This is a genomic window from Methanomassiliicoccales archaeon, assembly GCA_036504055.1.
In the GTDB taxonomy this organism is placed as follows: domain Archaea; phylum Thermoplasmatota; class Thermoplasmata; order Methanomassiliicoccales; family UBA472; genus DASXVU01.
In genome coordinates this window covers 1-16,480 of sequence record DASXVU010000038.1, presented here as the reverse complement: position 1 = coordinate 16,480, position 16,480 = coordinate 1, and the positions used below count along the sequence as shown (strand labels likewise).

At 49.2% G+C, this 16,480-nt stretch carries 14 protein-coding genes; 6 read left to right on the top strand and 8 right to left on the bottom strand.

What is annotated here, in order from left to right:
- Positions 1 to 100: 100 nt before the first annotated feature.
- The 3 genes from VGK23_09305 to VGK23_09295 all read left to right on the top strand — a co-directional run bounded on the left by VGK23_09305 (position 101) and on the right by VGK23_09295 (position 2,259).
- Positions 101 to 526 (top strand): hypothetical protein, encoded by a 426-nt coding sequence (locus VGK23_09305; protein HEY3420736.1) that lies wholly within the window; start codon positions 101 to 103, stop codon positions 524 to 526.
- Between the two features lie 79 nt (positions 527 to 605).
- On the top strand, positions 606 to 1,295 hold the full coding sequence (locus VGK23_09300; protein HEY3420735.1) for a phosphatase PAP2 family protein: 690 nt from the start codon (positions 606 to 608) through the stop codon (positions 1,293 to 1,295).
- 82 nt (positions 1,296 to 1,377) lie between these two features.
- Entirely contained in the window at positions 1,378 to 2,259 is an 882-nt protein-coding gene (locus VGK23_09295; protein ID HEY3420734.1) for a DMT family transporter, read from the top strand.
- A gap of 40 nt (positions 2,260 to 2,299) precedes the next feature.
- Here the strand turns inward: VGK23_09295 and VGK23_09290 are convergent, their stop codons facing one another.
- A complete protein-coding gene (locus VGK23_09290) occupies positions 2,300 to 2,425 on the bottom strand; it encodes a hypothetical protein (protein HEY3420733.1) in 126 nt (41 codons plus the stop codon).
- Positions 2,426 to 2,494: 69 nt separating this feature from the next.
- Positions 2,495 to 2,929 (bottom strand): response regulator, encoded by a 435-nt coding sequence (locus VGK23_09285; protein HEY3420732.1) that lies wholly within the window; start codon positions 2,927 to 2,929, stop codon positions 2,495 to 2,497.
- Between the two features lie 773 nt (positions 2,930 to 3,702).
- On the opposite strand from VGK23_09285, the gene VGK23_09280 reads away from it, so the two are divergent.
- The gene (locus tag VGK23_09280) at positions 3,703 to 4,065 is read left to right on the top strand and encodes a helix-turn-helix domain-containing protein (protein ID HEY3420731.1); all 363 of its coding nucleotides are present in this window, start codon (positions 3,703 to 3,705) and stop codon (positions 4,063 to 4,065) included.
- Between the two features lie 175 nt (positions 4,066 to 4,240).
- Here VGK23_09280 and VGK23_09275 read toward each other — a convergent pair whose 3' ends face one another.
- Both VGK23_09275 and VGK23_09270 read right to left on the bottom strand, forming a co-directional pair.
- The gene (locus tag VGK23_09275) at positions 4,241 to 4,537 is read right to left on the bottom strand and encodes a hypothetical protein (GenBank protein ID HEY3420730.1); all 297 of its coding nucleotides are present in this window, start codon (positions 4,535 to 4,537) and stop codon (positions 4,241 to 4,243) included.
- A 410-nt stretch (positions 4,538 to 4,947) separates the two neighbouring features.
- Positions 4,948 to 5,979, bottom strand: a complete 1,032-nt coding sequence (locus VGK23_09270; GenBank protein HEY3420729.1) for a hypothetical protein — start codon at positions 5,977 to 5,979, stop codon at positions 4,948 to 4,950.
- Positions 5,980 to 6,528: 549 nt separating this feature from the next.
- On the opposite strand from VGK23_09270, the gene acs reads away from it, so the two are divergent.
- The gene (gene acs, locus VGK23_09265) at positions 6,529 to 8,508 is read left to right on the top strand and encodes an acetate--CoA ligase (GenBank protein ID HEY3420728.1); all 1,980 of its coding nucleotides are present in this window, start codon (positions 6,529 to 6,531) and stop codon (positions 8,506 to 8,508) included.
- Between the two features lie 187 nt (positions 8,509 to 8,695).
- Here acs and VGK23_09260 read toward each other — a convergent pair whose 3' ends face one another.
- The 4 genes from VGK23_09260 to VGK23_09245 form a co-directional block, all read right to left on the bottom strand.
- Positions 8,696 to 10,561: a GNAT family N-acetyltransferase gene (locus tag VGK23_09260; protein ID HEY3420727.1), complete on the bottom strand. Its 1,866-nt coding sequence runs from the start codon at positions 10,559 to 10,561 to the stop codon at positions 8,696 to 8,698.
- Positions 10,562 to 11,142: 581 nt separating this feature from the next.
- Entirely contained in the window at positions 11,143 to 14,079 is a 2,937-nt protein-coding gene (locus tag VGK23_09255; GenBank protein ID HEY3420726.1) for a fibronectin type III domain-containing protein, read from the bottom strand.
- 420 nt (positions 14,080 to 14,499) lie between these two features.
- Entirely contained in the window at positions 14,500 to 14,652 is a 153-nt protein-coding gene (locus VGK23_09250; protein ID HEY3420725.1) for a hypothetical protein, read from the bottom strand.
- Positions 14,653 to 15,005: 353 nt separating this feature from the next.
- A complete protein-coding gene (locus VGK23_09245; GenBank protein HEY3420724.1) occupies positions 15,006 to 15,350 on the bottom strand; it encodes a hypothetical protein in 345 nt (114 codons plus the stop codon).
- A gap of 363 nt (positions 15,351 to 15,713) precedes the next feature.
- Here VGK23_09245 and VGK23_09240 point away from each other — a divergent pair, with 363 nt between their 5' ends.
- On the top strand, positions 15,714 to 15,866 hold the full coding sequence (locus tag VGK23_09240) for a hypothetical protein (protein ID HEY3420723.1): 153 nt from the start codon (positions 15,714 to 15,716) through the stop codon (positions 15,864 to 15,866).
- Positions 15,867 to 16,480: the final 614 nt, after the last annotated feature.

Below are 16,480 nucleotides of genomic sequence, written 5' to 3'. Positions count from 1 at the left end.
GCATTTGGGACATGATTGCTGGGTACCGTCTGTGCTCAACCGGGACGTGTGCCTCCAGATCGGGGAAATGAGTAAATACATTGGGCATTAGTCCATCACCATGGTCTCAGCACCCTTGGCCAGTACTTTTGTGGCCCTCGCCCTTATCCCGGTGGCCTTCTTCTTCACCCACGCCTTCCTCTCAGGACGTCGAGGTTGGAGATATCATACGATCTCAGGCACGGTGGCGGTGGCATGGGACCTGAGCCTGTCCATATTCTACATGCTATACCGTACATTCGGTGGGCAGACGGACGGCAGCATCCTGACGATCACCCCATCGATGACCTCGTACTTCGCCGTGCATGGGGTCATATCCGTTATCGTCATGGTTCTGGAAATCATGATGCTGATCACCGGTTATCTGATGTGGAAGACCAAGAAGCCGTCAGGTTTGCATCGCTCCCTTACGATCCCTATGATCGTGCTATGGTTCCTGGCATTCCTATCCGGGGAGATTGTGTATATTGTATACTATGTCCTATGATATCCTCAACTAGTAGGCCAATAGCATTGATATCGCTGATCCGATACTCACCACCAGATATCCAAAGGAGGACAATAGGATGGGGATGAACGACGAGGCGGCACCGGAGAAGAACAAGATCTTTTCACGTAGGTCCTGGATATGGCTTGGAGGGATCTTGGCAGCCTGCGTTGTCCTAACGCTGATCCTACAGCTAAAGGAGATCACAAATATTGACGTGTGGCTTTTCACCGAGGTCAGAGAGCAATATGAGACGGCCTTGAAATCCTTCTTCAGGGTCTTCACCGATCTGGGAGCCCTTAACGTATGGTTCCTTGCCGTGCCTTTGCTCTGGGCCATCCGCAGGAAGAAAGAGGCCGGGGCGGTGTTCATCGCCCTGTTGATGGTCATACTGATCGCGTGGGGGATGAAATACGGGATCGACCGGCCAAGGCCGTTCGAAGTGATCCAGGCAGTCGACCCGGTCTATAGACCGACAGATCCGTCGTTCCCTTCGGGTCACGCCATGACCGTCTTCGCCTGCGCACTGGCAATAGGGCTGAAATGGCGAAAGGCATTGATCCCGTTACTGGTCTTGGCCGCGGCCGTAGGATATAGTCGAGTGTATATTGGAGTGCATTACCCCTATGATGTGGCCAGCGGAGCGCTCATCGGTATAATGATCGGCCTTTTTGTGAACAGCCTCGATCTTTCCAGGATCATCCACTGGATTGAGGTTCGGTTCAGTTACGTCAGGCGGAAGATCGGGATCGCACGCAAGCCGGATTAGCGGAGGTCGGCCCAATAGCCAAGATAAAATAGGGAACCATTGATTCCGGACCGTCCCTAGCTTGGGTGGGCTTGAGAACTTGATGAGAAAAAGGATCGTAACCTCTGACGAATCCGCGGCGCTGTTGATCACCATAATATCGAGCGCCATGCTCGGCTCCTCTTATGTGGCCGCCAAGATGGGGGTCAGTAGCGTGGATCCATTCCTTTTCGGAGCCATCGCCATGGGGGTGGGCACCCTGGTCATACTGGCGTTCATGGCGTGGAGGCGCTCCTTGAAGCTATCCATGTTCAAACGATGGGAGTTCTGGACCGCGCCAGTCCTCAACACCGTCGTCGTGGCCAGCCAATACATAGGACTCACCATGACCACGGCAGCGGTTGCCGGGCTCATCGTAGGCTCCAATGTGATTTTTGTGGCGATCTTCTCCCGCCTCGCCTTCGGGGAAAGGCTGGGAAGGAACCGCACCATCGGACTTATCATAGGGTTCCTGGGGCTGGTCACGCTCACCACCAAATGGGAATTGACGACGCTGAACGGTGACCAGTTGTTGGGAGACCTGCTTATCCTCGTGTCAGCGGTGTTCATAGCTCTGGTGGTCATCATGTCGAGGGTCGCCCTGAGACATATGGAATATGATCAATGGTCCTTGAGCCTCCACATGTTCCTTCCATTGACCTTGCTCATCATGGCATTGACCGTGGGAAATGTCGATCACTATAGTGGGGATGCCTTACCGCTGACGCTCTATGTCGGGATCATGTGCTCAACCGTGCCCACGATGCTTTGGGTCAAGGCCTTGAAACATATCAGCGTGGTCACTTCCGCGACCGTTCTCATGCTGGAATCCACCTTTGCTGTCGTCCTGAGCTGGTTGGTGTTGGGGGAACAGATAGACCAGTTCGTGTTATGCGGCGCATTGCTGACGTTCTTGGCCATCGTTCTAGTGGCAAAACAGGACTAGAAGGAGAAAAGTAAAAACGGTTTGTGGATGAGAAAGAAACTTACTTCTTTTTCTTCTCATCCTTCTTCTTATCCTTGTCCCCGCCCTTCGGCGCGCATTTTCCACATGCCATACGATGCACCTCCATAGGGGGCGTTCCCCAGCATTGAAGAATCGACAGCGCCATTAATTAAATCTATTTATAAGAATTTCAGATATCAGGCCAAGACCCCGATCGGAACACATATTCGGCCGATCATGTACTATTACATGGCCCAAAACCAGCCTGGATGCTTTTGAGGACCTTTTTGAGTTGAAATACGACCTCGTCCATTTCGTCGCCGGTCATTGGCTTGACCAGGTAACCGTTGACATTACTGTCTTCGGCCCGCTGCCGGTCCATGGGGGAGGTCGATCCGCTGTAGATGACGACCGTCACATCGCTGTCCTGACGCCTTATGAACTCTAGCACCTCCTGACCGTTCTGTTTGGGGAGGTTCAGGTCGAGAAGAACCAGGTCAGGCATTCGTTTGGAACCTTTGCGTACCTGCTCAACGTAATCGATCGCTGCCCTTCCATCCTGCAACTTTGTGACATTTATTGAGAAACCAGTATCACGCAGATATTCACACGCCAGGTACGCATCGGCTGGGTTATCCTCGATCAACAAGACATCGATGGCCCTGCACATGAATGAACCTCCCTATCATGATGGATCTCTGAATTGGACGTGGACGGGACCCATCGCCACATTCCCACGTTCCCGATCATGGCTATTGACCGGATGCCGGCTACTGCCATAAAGGCAGCCTTCTAATATATTCATTGATCAGATAGATCTTTGTGGTTTTCTGGAAGTCTGATACCTTTGGTTTATGATCGAACCAGATGCCGATTCCGTTTGAATTCATTTTCCAAATCATCATATTCATGCCGCGGTGGCTTGAATCGCCATATTGACGGGCAAGGGGAACAGTAACTCCGTTTATGACATTGTTCCTTATGATGGACCCTTCCTTATTTCGTCCGCTGTCAAATCGATTGGAACGACGGTTATAGATATGTTATGATTCGGATATCACATGGTGGACGAGGCAAAATCGATGGACCAAGGTCTCATGAGGCCGCCCACATCCATCGATGCTTACTATGGATGAAGCCCGTCATATGATCCTCATCTCTGTCGATCAGTATTCCGACATGGTGAGATCGGATCCCTACCACTCGAATTCCCTGCATGTTCCTTCATGATAAGGGTTAACATTTATCACGAAATAGGAGCGGAATTATTGCCGAAAAAGCGCTATTTTCGCAAAACCAAGGTCTTGGTATCACATCCAAGAACGGTTGTTTTTACCTGAAATTCCACTATCTGGCTATATGAAAAATACTGATATCAATAGTGATAGCCGCCCAATTTGCATTATATACCCTAAAAACGCGTCCTTGACCTAGGTGTCGGAAATGCACGCTCTCGAAACATCGAGGTTATTGACGGAGGAGTATTCGGCAAAGATACTCCTTGCCACTATGGGAAAGCCAAAAAGCGCGTTCGAACTAAGCGACAAGTTAGGAATTCCAATCGCTGCTTGTTACCGTAAGATCAAGCTGCTCGAAGATTCCGGTCTGATGTTCTGCGCTGAGAGAAGGCTTACCCAGGCTGGTAAGAGGATTAGCATGTACAAGTCGAACGTAAGGAACGCTCAGATCGTGTTCGAAAGGAACAAGATCAGGGCAAAGATAGAGATGATCGACGGTACGACACAGGACGCGTCGTATGACATAGACATGTCGGCATTCCTGGAGATGTCAAAACAACCCGCTTGAGCGAGTTGTGGTTCGATCAGGGAGAATGCATTTTCCCTTCCTGGACTTTCCTTCGGGAAGGGCGCTCTCCCTTGATCATATCTGAAGAAGTGAATTCTTTCTGAACTATCCATCCCAACAATCGGACAGCCCATGGATAAGTTCTACGAATTGGTTATGCATCTGAGTCATCGAATCATCCTAAGAGATCAACTAATTGCTCGATGAGCACTTTGACATCTTTTTCGGAGATGCGCCCATAGAAATCTCTGGCATCGACGTCGGTGATGATTTCATCAAAACACTGCCCCACGAATTGGTATTCCTCCATCTTTTCTCCTAGCATCGCGATATCCAGGTCGCGACCGCCTTTGCTAGGATCAAGGAGTGCAAGGATGTCAGCCCGGTCTTTCCTAAGCTTACCTTTCTCCCACTCGATATCATGGGATGAATCATGGCTAATCCGATAATTACGATCCCATGCTGCTTTCATTTTGAATAGGAGTAAAATGGATCTTTTTGGAACTGGAAAAAATAAACCCCCTCCAATTGGCATTAATTCGGTTTGACCATCTAGGATTTCATAAGTAAGGTGTCTCGCTTGCCCTTCGAACGGGTCCTCTTGTTCCCTTTTCCCAAAATCTATGATGATATTTTTGCCCTCTTCGATTTTCTTCTCTACTCGCTTCGTATCGTCAGAATTGCGTGCCCTTACAAACCCTCTATTGGAAACCAGATGATCATTTAGACTGCTACGGGTCCTTGAATTTGTTATCAGATCGATATCGATTGAGCCATACCAAGGGTTGTATGAGTGGACCGCCCAACCACCGATCAGGACGGTTTTGGGAGATATTGGGTCCTCCCTAGGTTTGAAGGAATCTAGCTATCTCCTGCAACTCTTCATTGGAATTCTGGATTATTGAGTTCAGATCGAGATAGTTGACCATAGAGCGCCACCATGGATTTCGTCAAGTCCTTTCCTTTATATCCCAATCCGGCCAGGTCTAATAATGTCTGAGAGGGTGACGTTATCCTCACCCCCCCAGTACTCCTCGATTCACTGAATAACTCTCTATCGGGACCCATTATTTGTAGCTTGATTCCAGACAATCCCTCACCCCAGCCAAACTGGCTACCAATATCCTCGATATCTTTCTTTTCAAGATATACTTGGATTGAATCGAACCTGATGCTTTCACCAGTGTACTGCGTTCCCGCGAAATAGCTGGCAAACGCATATCGGATTCCTTGACTTTCGAACATATTTGCCAATTCTTTAGCGGCTTCGAAGATATCCCTGTTTGGAATTGTGAATTCCTTTACAATAAGGTTGTTCGTGGGCCTCTCCCAGGCCACTCCATTTAGTAGTTTGTCCATATCGCTGATGGAAACCTGGTTTCCACTCGTTCTAGCAAGACCATGCGAAATCAATTGCTTCATGGTTGCATGAGTCCATCCATAGGACACTTTCAAAATGATAGAAAGGTTTCTAATCGAACTTGATTTCAACCCGATCAGTCCTGACACAACCTTCCAAGATTTCTCGGAGGTAATCTTGACTGAACCTTGTATCCTTGAACCCTCTCCGGGTAATGCTATTTCTCTTGGAATGATCAAGGTACGAATGTTCAGCCCTTCTGCTAGTTCTCCTGTCTTTGTCGAGATGTACTTGCCAGCCAGTACGAAATGAAGGTCACTGATTGTTTCAGTTTCCAGCATAACATCCTTAAAGAGATTGATTTGAGCCAGGCTGTCTAATGACGCCTTTGTTTTGATCTCAATGTAATATTTTTGGGATTTTTTTGGGTCTTCGATTACCATATCGAAACTGAAATCCTGCCAAGCTGGTTCCACCTGAATGCTTGCTTGCTCATCTATGCCGAGTTTCTGTATTAAGAATGCCTCTAGTTCATTCTTTTTCTCAGTTGTCAATGGTATCTGTATTTGGTGATAGGTATATTATGATATCAGTGATACGTATCGTCAAATAATGATAGTTATTTAATGTTATCAGTGATAGTGATTCTAAAAAACCGATGCATTCTCTAAAAAACCCCAGTCTAAATAGATCCGAACCGATTTCTTGTTTGATTATCCTATCTCCTCGTTCAATAGATTTGATATGAAGCCTGATCAGCACAGTAACGATCCACCGCAACCGCGCTAATGATGACCCAGGAATGGCAGAATCTACATTGTTATGGCCATTGGGCCTGAAGTGTCGAATCGCAAATCATGACAACCCTCATGCAATGCCTGACAGTAATGCGGAAGGCAGAACTAATTGTAAGATATTGATACGAATACCGTATTGTCCGTACGCATTACCTTACAATATTTTAGGAATTCGTCAACTATCGTTGGACGTTCTCGAAAGGTTTAATTATCTCCGTGGACCTGAATGGCCTCGGCGTGCTTTCGAATAGGGGATATGCTTCGTCGCAATTCCCAGGGAAGCGGCCTAACCCCGGAGGAAAAGGGATGACCGACCAGCATACCATCGAATCAGTCATGGAAGAGGATAGACGCTTCGACCCACCGATCGAGTTCAGCGAGAAGGCCTTGGTGAAGAGCTTCGACGAATACAAGGCGATCTATGACGAATCGATAAAGGACCCGGAAGGGTTCTGGGCAAAGCAGGCCGATATCATCCACTGGTACTCCAGATGGCACAAGCTTTTCAGCTGGGATAAGGCAGAGGCCAAGATAAAGTGGTTCGAGGGCGGGCAGACCAATGTCGCCTATAATTGCCTGGACCGCCACACGTTCGGCCCGAGGAAGAACAAAGCGGCCATCATCTGGCAGGGAGAGAAGGACGAGGAGGTCGTCACCCTGACCTATCAACAGCTGCTGAACGAGGTCTGCAAGTTCGCCAACGTCCTGAAGTCCAAGGGAGTGCAGAAGGGCGATCGGGTCTCCATCTACATGCCCATGATCCCGGAGCTGGCGATCGCCATGCTGGCGTGCGCCAGGATCGGGGCGATCCACAGCATCGTTTTCGGTGGGTTCTCGTCCGAGTCCCTGAGGGACAGGATCAACGACAGCGACTGCAAGGTGCTGATCACGGCCGATGGCAATCACCGCGGGGGCAAACCGGTCAATCTGAAGGTCAATGCCGACATGGCCCTGGAGAAGGGCGGACCGGTCGAATGCGTCATCGTGGTCAAACGTTCTGGCGCAGAGGTCGAAATGGAAGCTGGACGGGATTGCTGGTACCATGAGGAGATGGCCAAGGCCTCACTATTCAATGAACCGACCTGGATGGATGCGGAGGACCCTCTGTTCATACTCTATACCAGCGGCTCTACCGGCAAGCCCAAGGGAGTGCTGCACACCACCGGAGGCTATCTGATGTTCGCGGCCATGACCCATAAGTACATCTTCGATGTCCATGAGGAGGACACCTACTGGTGCACTGCCGATATAGGCTGGATCACCGGACACTCCTACATCGTCTATGGGCCGCTGTGCAATGGCGCCACCACGCTGATGTTCGAGGGAATCCCGACCTATCCGCAGCCAGACCGGTTCTGGCAGATCGTGGAGAAGTTCAAGGTCAATACCTTCTACACCGCGCCAACGGCCATCCGTTCCCTGATGCGGGAGGGCGAGAAGTGGCCCAAGTCGAGGGACCTGTCGTCCCTCAGACTGCTCGGTTCGGTCGGCGAACCGATCAACCCAGAGGCTTGGATGTGGTACCATCACAACATCGGACAGGAAAGGTGCCCCATCGTCGACACCTGGTGGCAGACCGAGACCGGGGGCATACTGATCAGCCCACTGCCTGGAGCGACCCAGACCAAGCCGGGATCGGCCACGAAACCGTTCTTCGGCGTGGAGCCGGCGATCTTCAAGGAGGACGGCACGGAGGCGGCTGTCAACGAAGGAGGATACCTCGTGATAAAGAAGCCGTGGCCAGGGATCATGAGGACCGTGTATGGTCAGCATGACCGGTTCAAGGATACCTACTGGACCAGGTTCCCAGGCTATTATTTCACCGGCGATTCTGCGCGCATGGACAAGGACGGGTACGTGTGGATCATGGGAAGGGTTGACGACGTCATCAAGGTCTCTGGACACCGGATCGGTGCAGCGGAGGTCGAGTCGGCCCTGGTCTCCCATCCGAAGGTTGCGGAGGCCGCGGTGGTCCCGGTGGCCCACGACATCAAGGGAGAGGCCATCTACGCATACGTCACCCTCAAGTCCGGGGTCGAGGAATCGGACCAGCTCAAGAAGGACCTGGTCCTGCATGTGAGGCGGATGGTCGGACCGATCGCTTCGCCTGACACAATCCAGTTTGCCTCAGCCATGCCCAAGACCCGCAGCGGCAAGATCATGAGGAGGATCCTTAGAAAGATCGCCTCCGGCCAGGCGGAAGAACTGGGCGACGTGAGCACCCTGGCCGACCCGAGCGTGGTCGGCAAGCTGGTGGAGGACCACAAGCTCCAGACAAAGAAGTGATTCCGAAACCATGGAGGAAGGGTGGCCAACGATATTATAGGGGTTCGTCCTCGCCATATTCCGCCAAAGGAACCACCTTTGGCCCCCCTAGTACTCCTCTCCGAGGAGATCTTAAAAAACTACTTAGGAGGGAGGAATGCCCTCCGTTCAAGTTTTATTAAAATGGTGGCGGTCCCTCATTACATTCTCACTTGGACCAAAGGTCCATGTTGACCATGTAGGTGTCCTCTACCAGCCGGGCCTCTACCTTGAGGCCAGTGCGGTAGAACATGTCCAGCATACGGAAGTTCTCAGAGAGAAGCTCCGCGGTGAACGCCTTGACCCCTTTGTCCTTGGCGATCCTGATCAGCATGTCCATGAACTGCATGCCGATGCCCTTGTTCTGCCAACGATCCACAACGACGAACGCCACCTCGGCTGAGTTGTTAGCCTTGTCCACGTCGTACGAGGCCATACCGATCACGTGGAAATGGTCTCCGTCCTTGGTCATGGCGATGACCGTTATCGTCCCCTCATAGTCGATGTCGATCAGCCGCTGGATCTCCTTGTGGGGCATCTGCTTCTTTGGCCCCATGTAACGCTGATACATGGTCGCCTCAGAAAGTGAATAGAACATCTCCTTGATCATGGGCTCGTCGGTCAACTTCGCCGGGCGGAAATAGACCTCCACGCCTTTCATGACCAGGACGGCCTCGTACTGCTCTGGATAGATAGATCCGGTGAAGGTCATACCGGAAACGTCCTTGAACACATAACCGAGCGATTTCGCATGCGCCAGAAGCTGCGGCCGGAACTTCGGGTGAGCGATGGAGATGAGCGCCAGGGCTCTCTGGGAAATGCTCTTGCCATGCAGTTCCGCGATACCGTACTCTGTGACGACGTAATGAACATCGCCCCTGGTGGTGGTCACCGCCGACCCCTGGTCGAGGGTGGGCATTATCCTCGATACCGACCCGTCCCTGGCGGTGGATGGCATGGCGATGATCGGCTTGCCGCCCTTCGAACGAGCTGCTCCACGCATGAAATCGACGTGACCGCCCAGACCTGAGAAGAACTTGTTGCCCAGCTGGTCTGCGCACACCTGTCCTGTGAGGTCGACCTGCAGGGCCGAGTTTATGGAGATCATGCTCTCCTGGCGACCGATGATGCAAGGATCATTGGTATACGATGATGGCCGCATCTCGATGACCGGGTTATCGTTGATGAAGTCGTAGACGTGCTGGGTCCCCATCACGAAGGAGGCCACCACCTTGCCATTGTCCAACGACTTTCTCGAACCGTTCACCGCACCAGACTCTATGAGGGAGACCAGACCGTCCGAGAGGAGTTCCGTATGAACACCCAGATCCTTTTTTTTGGTCAGGTATTTGATCGCTGCGTCCGGCGTGGAACCATATCCGATCTGAAGCGTGGCCCCGTCAGGGACCAGATCGGACAGGTACTTCCCCAGCTTCGTGAGGACCTCCATCTTCTCCTCTCGTTCTGGTCTCCATTCGAAGATCGGCTCATCGATCTCTACCACATAGTCGATCTCGGATAGGTTGATGAGGGAATCCCCATGGGTCCGAGGCATGTTGTGGTTGACTTGCGCGATGACCATCTCGGCATTCTCGGCGGCCGATTTGGTTATGTCGACGGACACTCCCAAAGAACAATCCCCGTTTGCGTCTGGAGGAGACACCTGGATAAGGGCAACGTCTATGATTATCTTGCCAGAATCGAACATCCTGCTGATCTGCGACAGATTCACTGGCGTATAGTCAGCCCTGCCGTCGTTCACGGCGTATCGGACGTTGGGACCAATGAAGAATGCGTTGAGCCGGAACCGATCGTTGAACCTTTCCTCATTGTATGGCATCAATCCCAACGACAAGGTCTGGACGATCTCATTGTCCCCCAGGTTCTCCGACTCGGCGATGAGCGCCATGACCAGGGCCTGCGGTTCGCCGCAACCGGTGCCGATGAAAATGGTCTTTCCTCGACCGATGGAGCGGACGGCTTCTTCAGCCGTCGTGGTCTTTTTTCCATTGGCCTTGGTCCGGTTAGATGCCATTCCCAATACCTTCCTGCAGTTGGCACATTGGAGCAGAACGATTAAATGGTTTTCCCGGTGGAACGATAACTGGACAGGCGGCCGGGTACAAGGAGCTGATCGAGCTCCAAGAACTCTCTCTCGATGACATGGCGGAACGAGCAAGGCGCTCGATGATGAGAATATATGGCCTACTTATATGAAGGAGACAAGTCCGTGACCACTGACAATATAACAATTGGATATGTTCTTTATGAGTGAGGCTAGACCAAGGCAATAGACTATCGACCTTGATTGTATTCTCTCTTCAACTGGCAACCAATAATTGAGAAGTATTCGAATTGCGGAACTATATCGCAAAAGATGTCAGGAGTCGTATTTTCTTGGGCCCACTACATCTGCCCGCATTTCCCTCGTGTTCCTATTTTGGCATGAGGGAAGTGCATTGTGATCTTGCTGCCCTGTTCGGGATAGCAAGAAAGTTCAGAGTTGAGGTTAACTGGTAGCCGCAGTTCGAATAGACAGTGACGACGAATCTGATCTGCCCACCATAAGGTTCGAGTCTCTTGATGATGGTCGTTTTTCCAGCCATCATTCTTCCATCAAGGGCCCCCCGTCTTGCCTCTTCGTTTCCGAACAACTAGGACACCTAATACCAGTAATAATGCGATCGCACACGCTCCACCAATTGCGACCAATGGGAATGCGTCTTCGTTAGGGCCTATGGAACCTTGGTCCCTCCCAGCTTCATTGAGCGAGGCCACTACACTATGTGTGCTGTGGTGATATGTGAAATATAGTATCCATGAGGAGCCGGAAGAGCTCAGTGAATAGTTCATACTGGATCCATCCATCGATAATCTAATGGTCTCCCCGTCGGCAACGAGTTGCTTACTGACAACTATTCGGGTATAACCAGAGGTCCCGGTCTGGCCGCTGATCGTAAAACTCAACTGCGAGTTGGTCGAATTGAAGGATAGGCCAGAGACGGTCGAGTTGGATTGCACAGTGAACACATAGTTGCCAGAAGATGCAGTCACCGCCAGGCTCATCATGGATGTTGATGGTTGATAAACCGCGTTGCCATCCCAACTACCCTTAAGCATATAGACACCGGTCACCGTCGGGATCCACTGTGTGGAGAAGTTACCTGTAGGTGAAGTCGTGAGCGAAGTCATTACTATCCAGGATTGTCCTTTGTCCACACTGTAAGATAGATCGATGTTCATTCCACTGACCGGTTGGCCACTCGCCACGGTCTTGAGGCCTCCATTGATGGTTATTAGTATCCCGATCGAGCTGGAGGATGAATCAGTCTCCATGTTCAGAGCTACGGCGGCAGACGCGGAGATAGGGCCGACCTGTTTGCTTGGGGCAGAACTGCCAAGCTGGTTGACTGCCTCGACATAGTAATGATAGTTAGTTCCCAGGGTAATTTCCATATCCGAATAGGAGGTCCCAGAAACGGTAGCTAACAGCGATCCTGGTTCTGATGACGTGCTTCTGAAAATGTTGTATGCTATCGAGTATCCACCTTTGTCTATGGGTGCTGACCAGCTGAGAACGATTCCACTATCAATTTCCCAGGCAGTAACGTTCATTGGTTCCGTTGGTTTGGTTTGGGTCGGAGAAACCACTAACGCAGAAGAATCAGGGCCAATTCCCGCTGCGTTGTGTGCTGCGACTGTGAAAGAATAGCTCTGACCATTGACCAGGTTGTTTATTATTGTTGATAAACCCGTGGGATGTTCCGCAAGAGCGACTCCATTTTGGGAGATAATATAATAGTCGATGGCAACCCCCCCATTATAGGCTGGAATGCTCCAATTTAAAGTCATTTTGTCATTGCCAACAATTGCAGTCAACCAGGTTGGAGCATTAGAGACGGTGTATGAGACCGCATTGCTTTGTTTGCCGATACCAGCGGTGTTATGAGCTGCCACCGTGAAAGAATGGCCTCCATCAGTCCCGACGGGAATGTCTGTCGACAGACCTGTCTGATCATCTGTCATGGCGACACCATCACTGTAAACGACATAACAGTCGATGGCAATACCGCCATCCGAATCGGGTGCTTGCCAAGAAAGAGCTATTTCTCCGATTTTGTTCGATGTAATGGTCAAGTGTGTAGGTTGACCCGGTGGACCTCTAGGCATAGCAATTACAAAATTAGAAGTCCCGCTTTCTAATAGACCTTTAACTACCGTGACACAGTAATTGTAATTCTGCCCATTTGTTACATTGTTATCGATGAATGAGTTGTCATGAACTATGGTGATTAACTGGTTTTGTCTATAGACTGCATAGGAGGACTCCTGAGCCAAGCCCGTTGAAGGTACGCTCCAGGTTAATATGACTTTCTTGTCCCCAGTAGTTGCACTCAGATTTTGGGGAGGTGAAGGTATAGCATCAGTAAGATAATTCTTTACCGAATTGAGCTGATAAATCGAATGTAGATTACCGTGAATATCTGTCTGAATTATTGGGAAGTTCGGCTGCAAACCTGCTGTGGAAACAGATGGGCTAGCATAGAGCTCGATCCACCCATCACCCTGATTTTCGGCAATCTTGTAACTACCTACTGATTCAATAAGATAACCAAGGAATAGGTGTCCCTGCCCATCATATGTCACCGCACCTGAAACAGGGGCCGCTGAAGAGCTCATCGGAGAGGAAGAGCCCATCCACAATCCATTTTCTCTGATCAAAAATGATATTCCCCTCAGGCCGTCTCCTGATGAATAACAGACAGCGACATTACCGGCAGAGCTGACCGCAATACTGGCCCCCCCGACGATCTGCCCTGGATTAGTAGCTAGCAATACATCCTCAGGAATTCCATTTTCATTTGAAAGATAGTAGAGATTTCGATTGACTGACGAAATGTTCCAGCAAATGACGTGAATAAAGCCCCCATTATCTATGGTGGTATCGCCTATCTGCAAAGTGCTTAGAGACATCGAGAATGTCAGGTCGCTCTCCTTTGTCCAGGCACCTGCAGTCCATGTCAAATGTCTAAAGACACCGTCCTGAACAAAATATAGATGTAAAATTCCATTGGCATCATTAGCCAAAGTAGGATTACTTATTGAGCCGCCATTTTGTGAGGTCGATAATACAGTGATTGTCCAAATACTAGAAATGTTCATTGCACATTTCAATTCGTAGATTGCAGCAGAGGCTTCTGAGCCTGGATTGGTCAAAACCGCATAAGCAATATGAACCACCTCATTTGAGTCTAGAGCGATCGTGGGTCTCCCCGAGCACATCGTATTCTCAATCAACAATGAATGCCAGCCACCATCCGAACGCGTTTCTAAGGATAATCCATCATGTGTCGGCAAAGCAATCAATGGAATAGAACTTGAATTAATGACAAGTGCCGCTCCCATATCATATCCATCTGAATGATCTATTTTCATGTTTGACCAATATTCTGAGGTGCCGACCCCCTCAACCCCAAATGATGGCAGTTGTAGGATGGCGAAGACAGCAAAAATAACAAAAATTAGTCTGGATAGATTGATATTCTTTTGCACATTTGGTCATTCTTGTCTTTCATATTAAATCATCTTGTTTTATTAATGAAAATGGAAAATATGGATTTCCTGACACTGTCTGGGTAATATATTCATTTACTGTTGGTAAAGGTCCTGCCCTCCCAAAACGAGGTCTCGGATTGGTGATATTTCCCTCCTTTGAAGCATAGTGTATGCAGAAAGACTAAGGGCAAGTAATCGATAGGTCAACCAAATATTTGTACAACTTCGAATGTTTTTCGATCGTTGCAATCACGATTTACTAACGCAAACTGAAGAGATACGAATGCATTTTCTGATTTTGCCTGATCAACCACACTACCATTTGAGGTCCGAATCTGAACTGAACTACATTCGCCCAGATACCCCCGTTCACTCTACAGATATTTACCCTTGAGCTACCTGGATATGCCCATCGGACTAGTCGACAATGGCCACTGTAAATTGTCCGATACTGTCTGCGGTAATCTCTGCCTTGGTCACATCCTTGTCGTAGAGACGCATCGTTCCATCTGGGAGGTTAGAGAATTGGAAAATACCTGCCTCTTTGACCGTCTGCTCTAGATGCTCCAAGCTCCTATAGACCCCTTCGATTTCCTGATTGCACTGTCATTATTGCCACTGTAATGTTCATTCCTGCGAATCCTGTATGCCATTTCCGCCATTTCAGTCTCCAATCTTACTCCATTTCGTGTCTATATATATCTAAGGATAGAAAATAGAAAAATCCAGTGAAATTCGACGTTTTTAGGAAATGGTGATAGATGTAAGTGTCCCCGTCGTAAGAGTGTCAACCAATGACAGGGACCGAAACCGGTAACTCAGTCGCTTATCCTTCGGGTATCGTCTGAAGAATATCATTAAGATCGCTGGCCTTGGTGCAAATGCACTTTTGACAGTCTCAAGGAATAGCGAACATTTTCCGATTATTTGAGGGCGATTCTCTCCAATTGTCTTTGCCAATCAGGGATCATATCTCGGATAATATCCCATTGTTCTTTTTCATTGGGCATTAGCTTTTCCTCATCCAGCCCAACATAGGTCATGAACTGTGTGAAAAAGAAGTTCATGAACATCTGCAAGGCCTCATCCCATTTTTCTCCGACGCCTTCAAGATTCATTTCTCGATTCACAGCCAAGAACATACCATTTTTCAATGAAAGGCGGACAGGGACCGGTACACTCAACTCCAGGGTACTATTATGACCGCTGATCACTGGTAATAAGATCAATGTGGTCAGGTCATCACCGATTTCACTGTAAACTTCCATAGTTGCAAAGTTCTTATCAAGAAGTAATAAAATATAGCTCACTTAATAGCGGAAATTGACCAATGAACCGTATCCCGGGCACTTCGTCAATCCCTGGCCGGTCGATTTCCACAAGCTGGGCAATCCTTTGAACCTCTGGGAGTTATCTATCGATGATCAGAATTGCCATCAAGACCATGGCTTCCTTTCTATCTTCGAGATCAAGGGAGGGATGTTCATATTTGATGCGTTCCATCAGCGAACTTTTCTTTAGAGTTATAAATTCCAGACTGATCATTCTCTAATAGGTAATGAGGCCAATGGATTTTGAAGATCAGGTCAATTGTATAATTGATCAGTCTTCAATTGTATGTGGTGAAGAAGATGAAAGAAGAAACCAAGAAGAGAATCACCGAGAAAAAGATCAAGGAAATTCAAGAAGGTGAAAAAAGTGAAATCGAGGATATTCCGCATGGCAAAAAGGTTGAAGGAAAGGCCAGCGAGAAGGACCTGAAGAAGATCCAAAAAAGTAAATAAATAAGTGCCGCATCAGTTTAAGTACCTTCGATCGGCATTCTATGGATAAGTGTGAGAAGGCATTCGCCCTTCCGCAAAGTTGTCTTATTAACCTTACACCATTTGCTATTACATTCATTCGCAAAGACGAATCATGATGTCGAGCACTGTTCCGCGGTTTTAATCATTCTCACTACGAATTCAAATTGACTTTGGTTCAAAACCCAACCATTAATTCTAGATCTGGATGACCATTACAGCGCCTATATCGTCGTTCAATCGGGCGATGGGCGTAAGTCTATGGACAGCCTGAACGGGTAGCCGCTGGAGGATGTGACGGTCTCCCTAGAAAGAATCCCGAAGGACAAGCTGCGGATGCCCCGAAAGTCATCCTCAAACTTACTAGCCAATTCGAGCCCCATAGGACCGAGCCAGACAGAGGGGAACAATCAAATGGTTTTCACAAGTGTTCCGTTCCATAACTGAAGCCAGGTGCCCTAAGTCGAGGAGACCCATCGAAAGTTTAAATATGCCGGGGTGTGTGAAATCCTACTGCCTGGAGCATAATCCATGATCATCGAATTCGGTCTGTTGGCATTGCTGGTGTTCGCCGTACTTGTGGTGATCGGTATCCT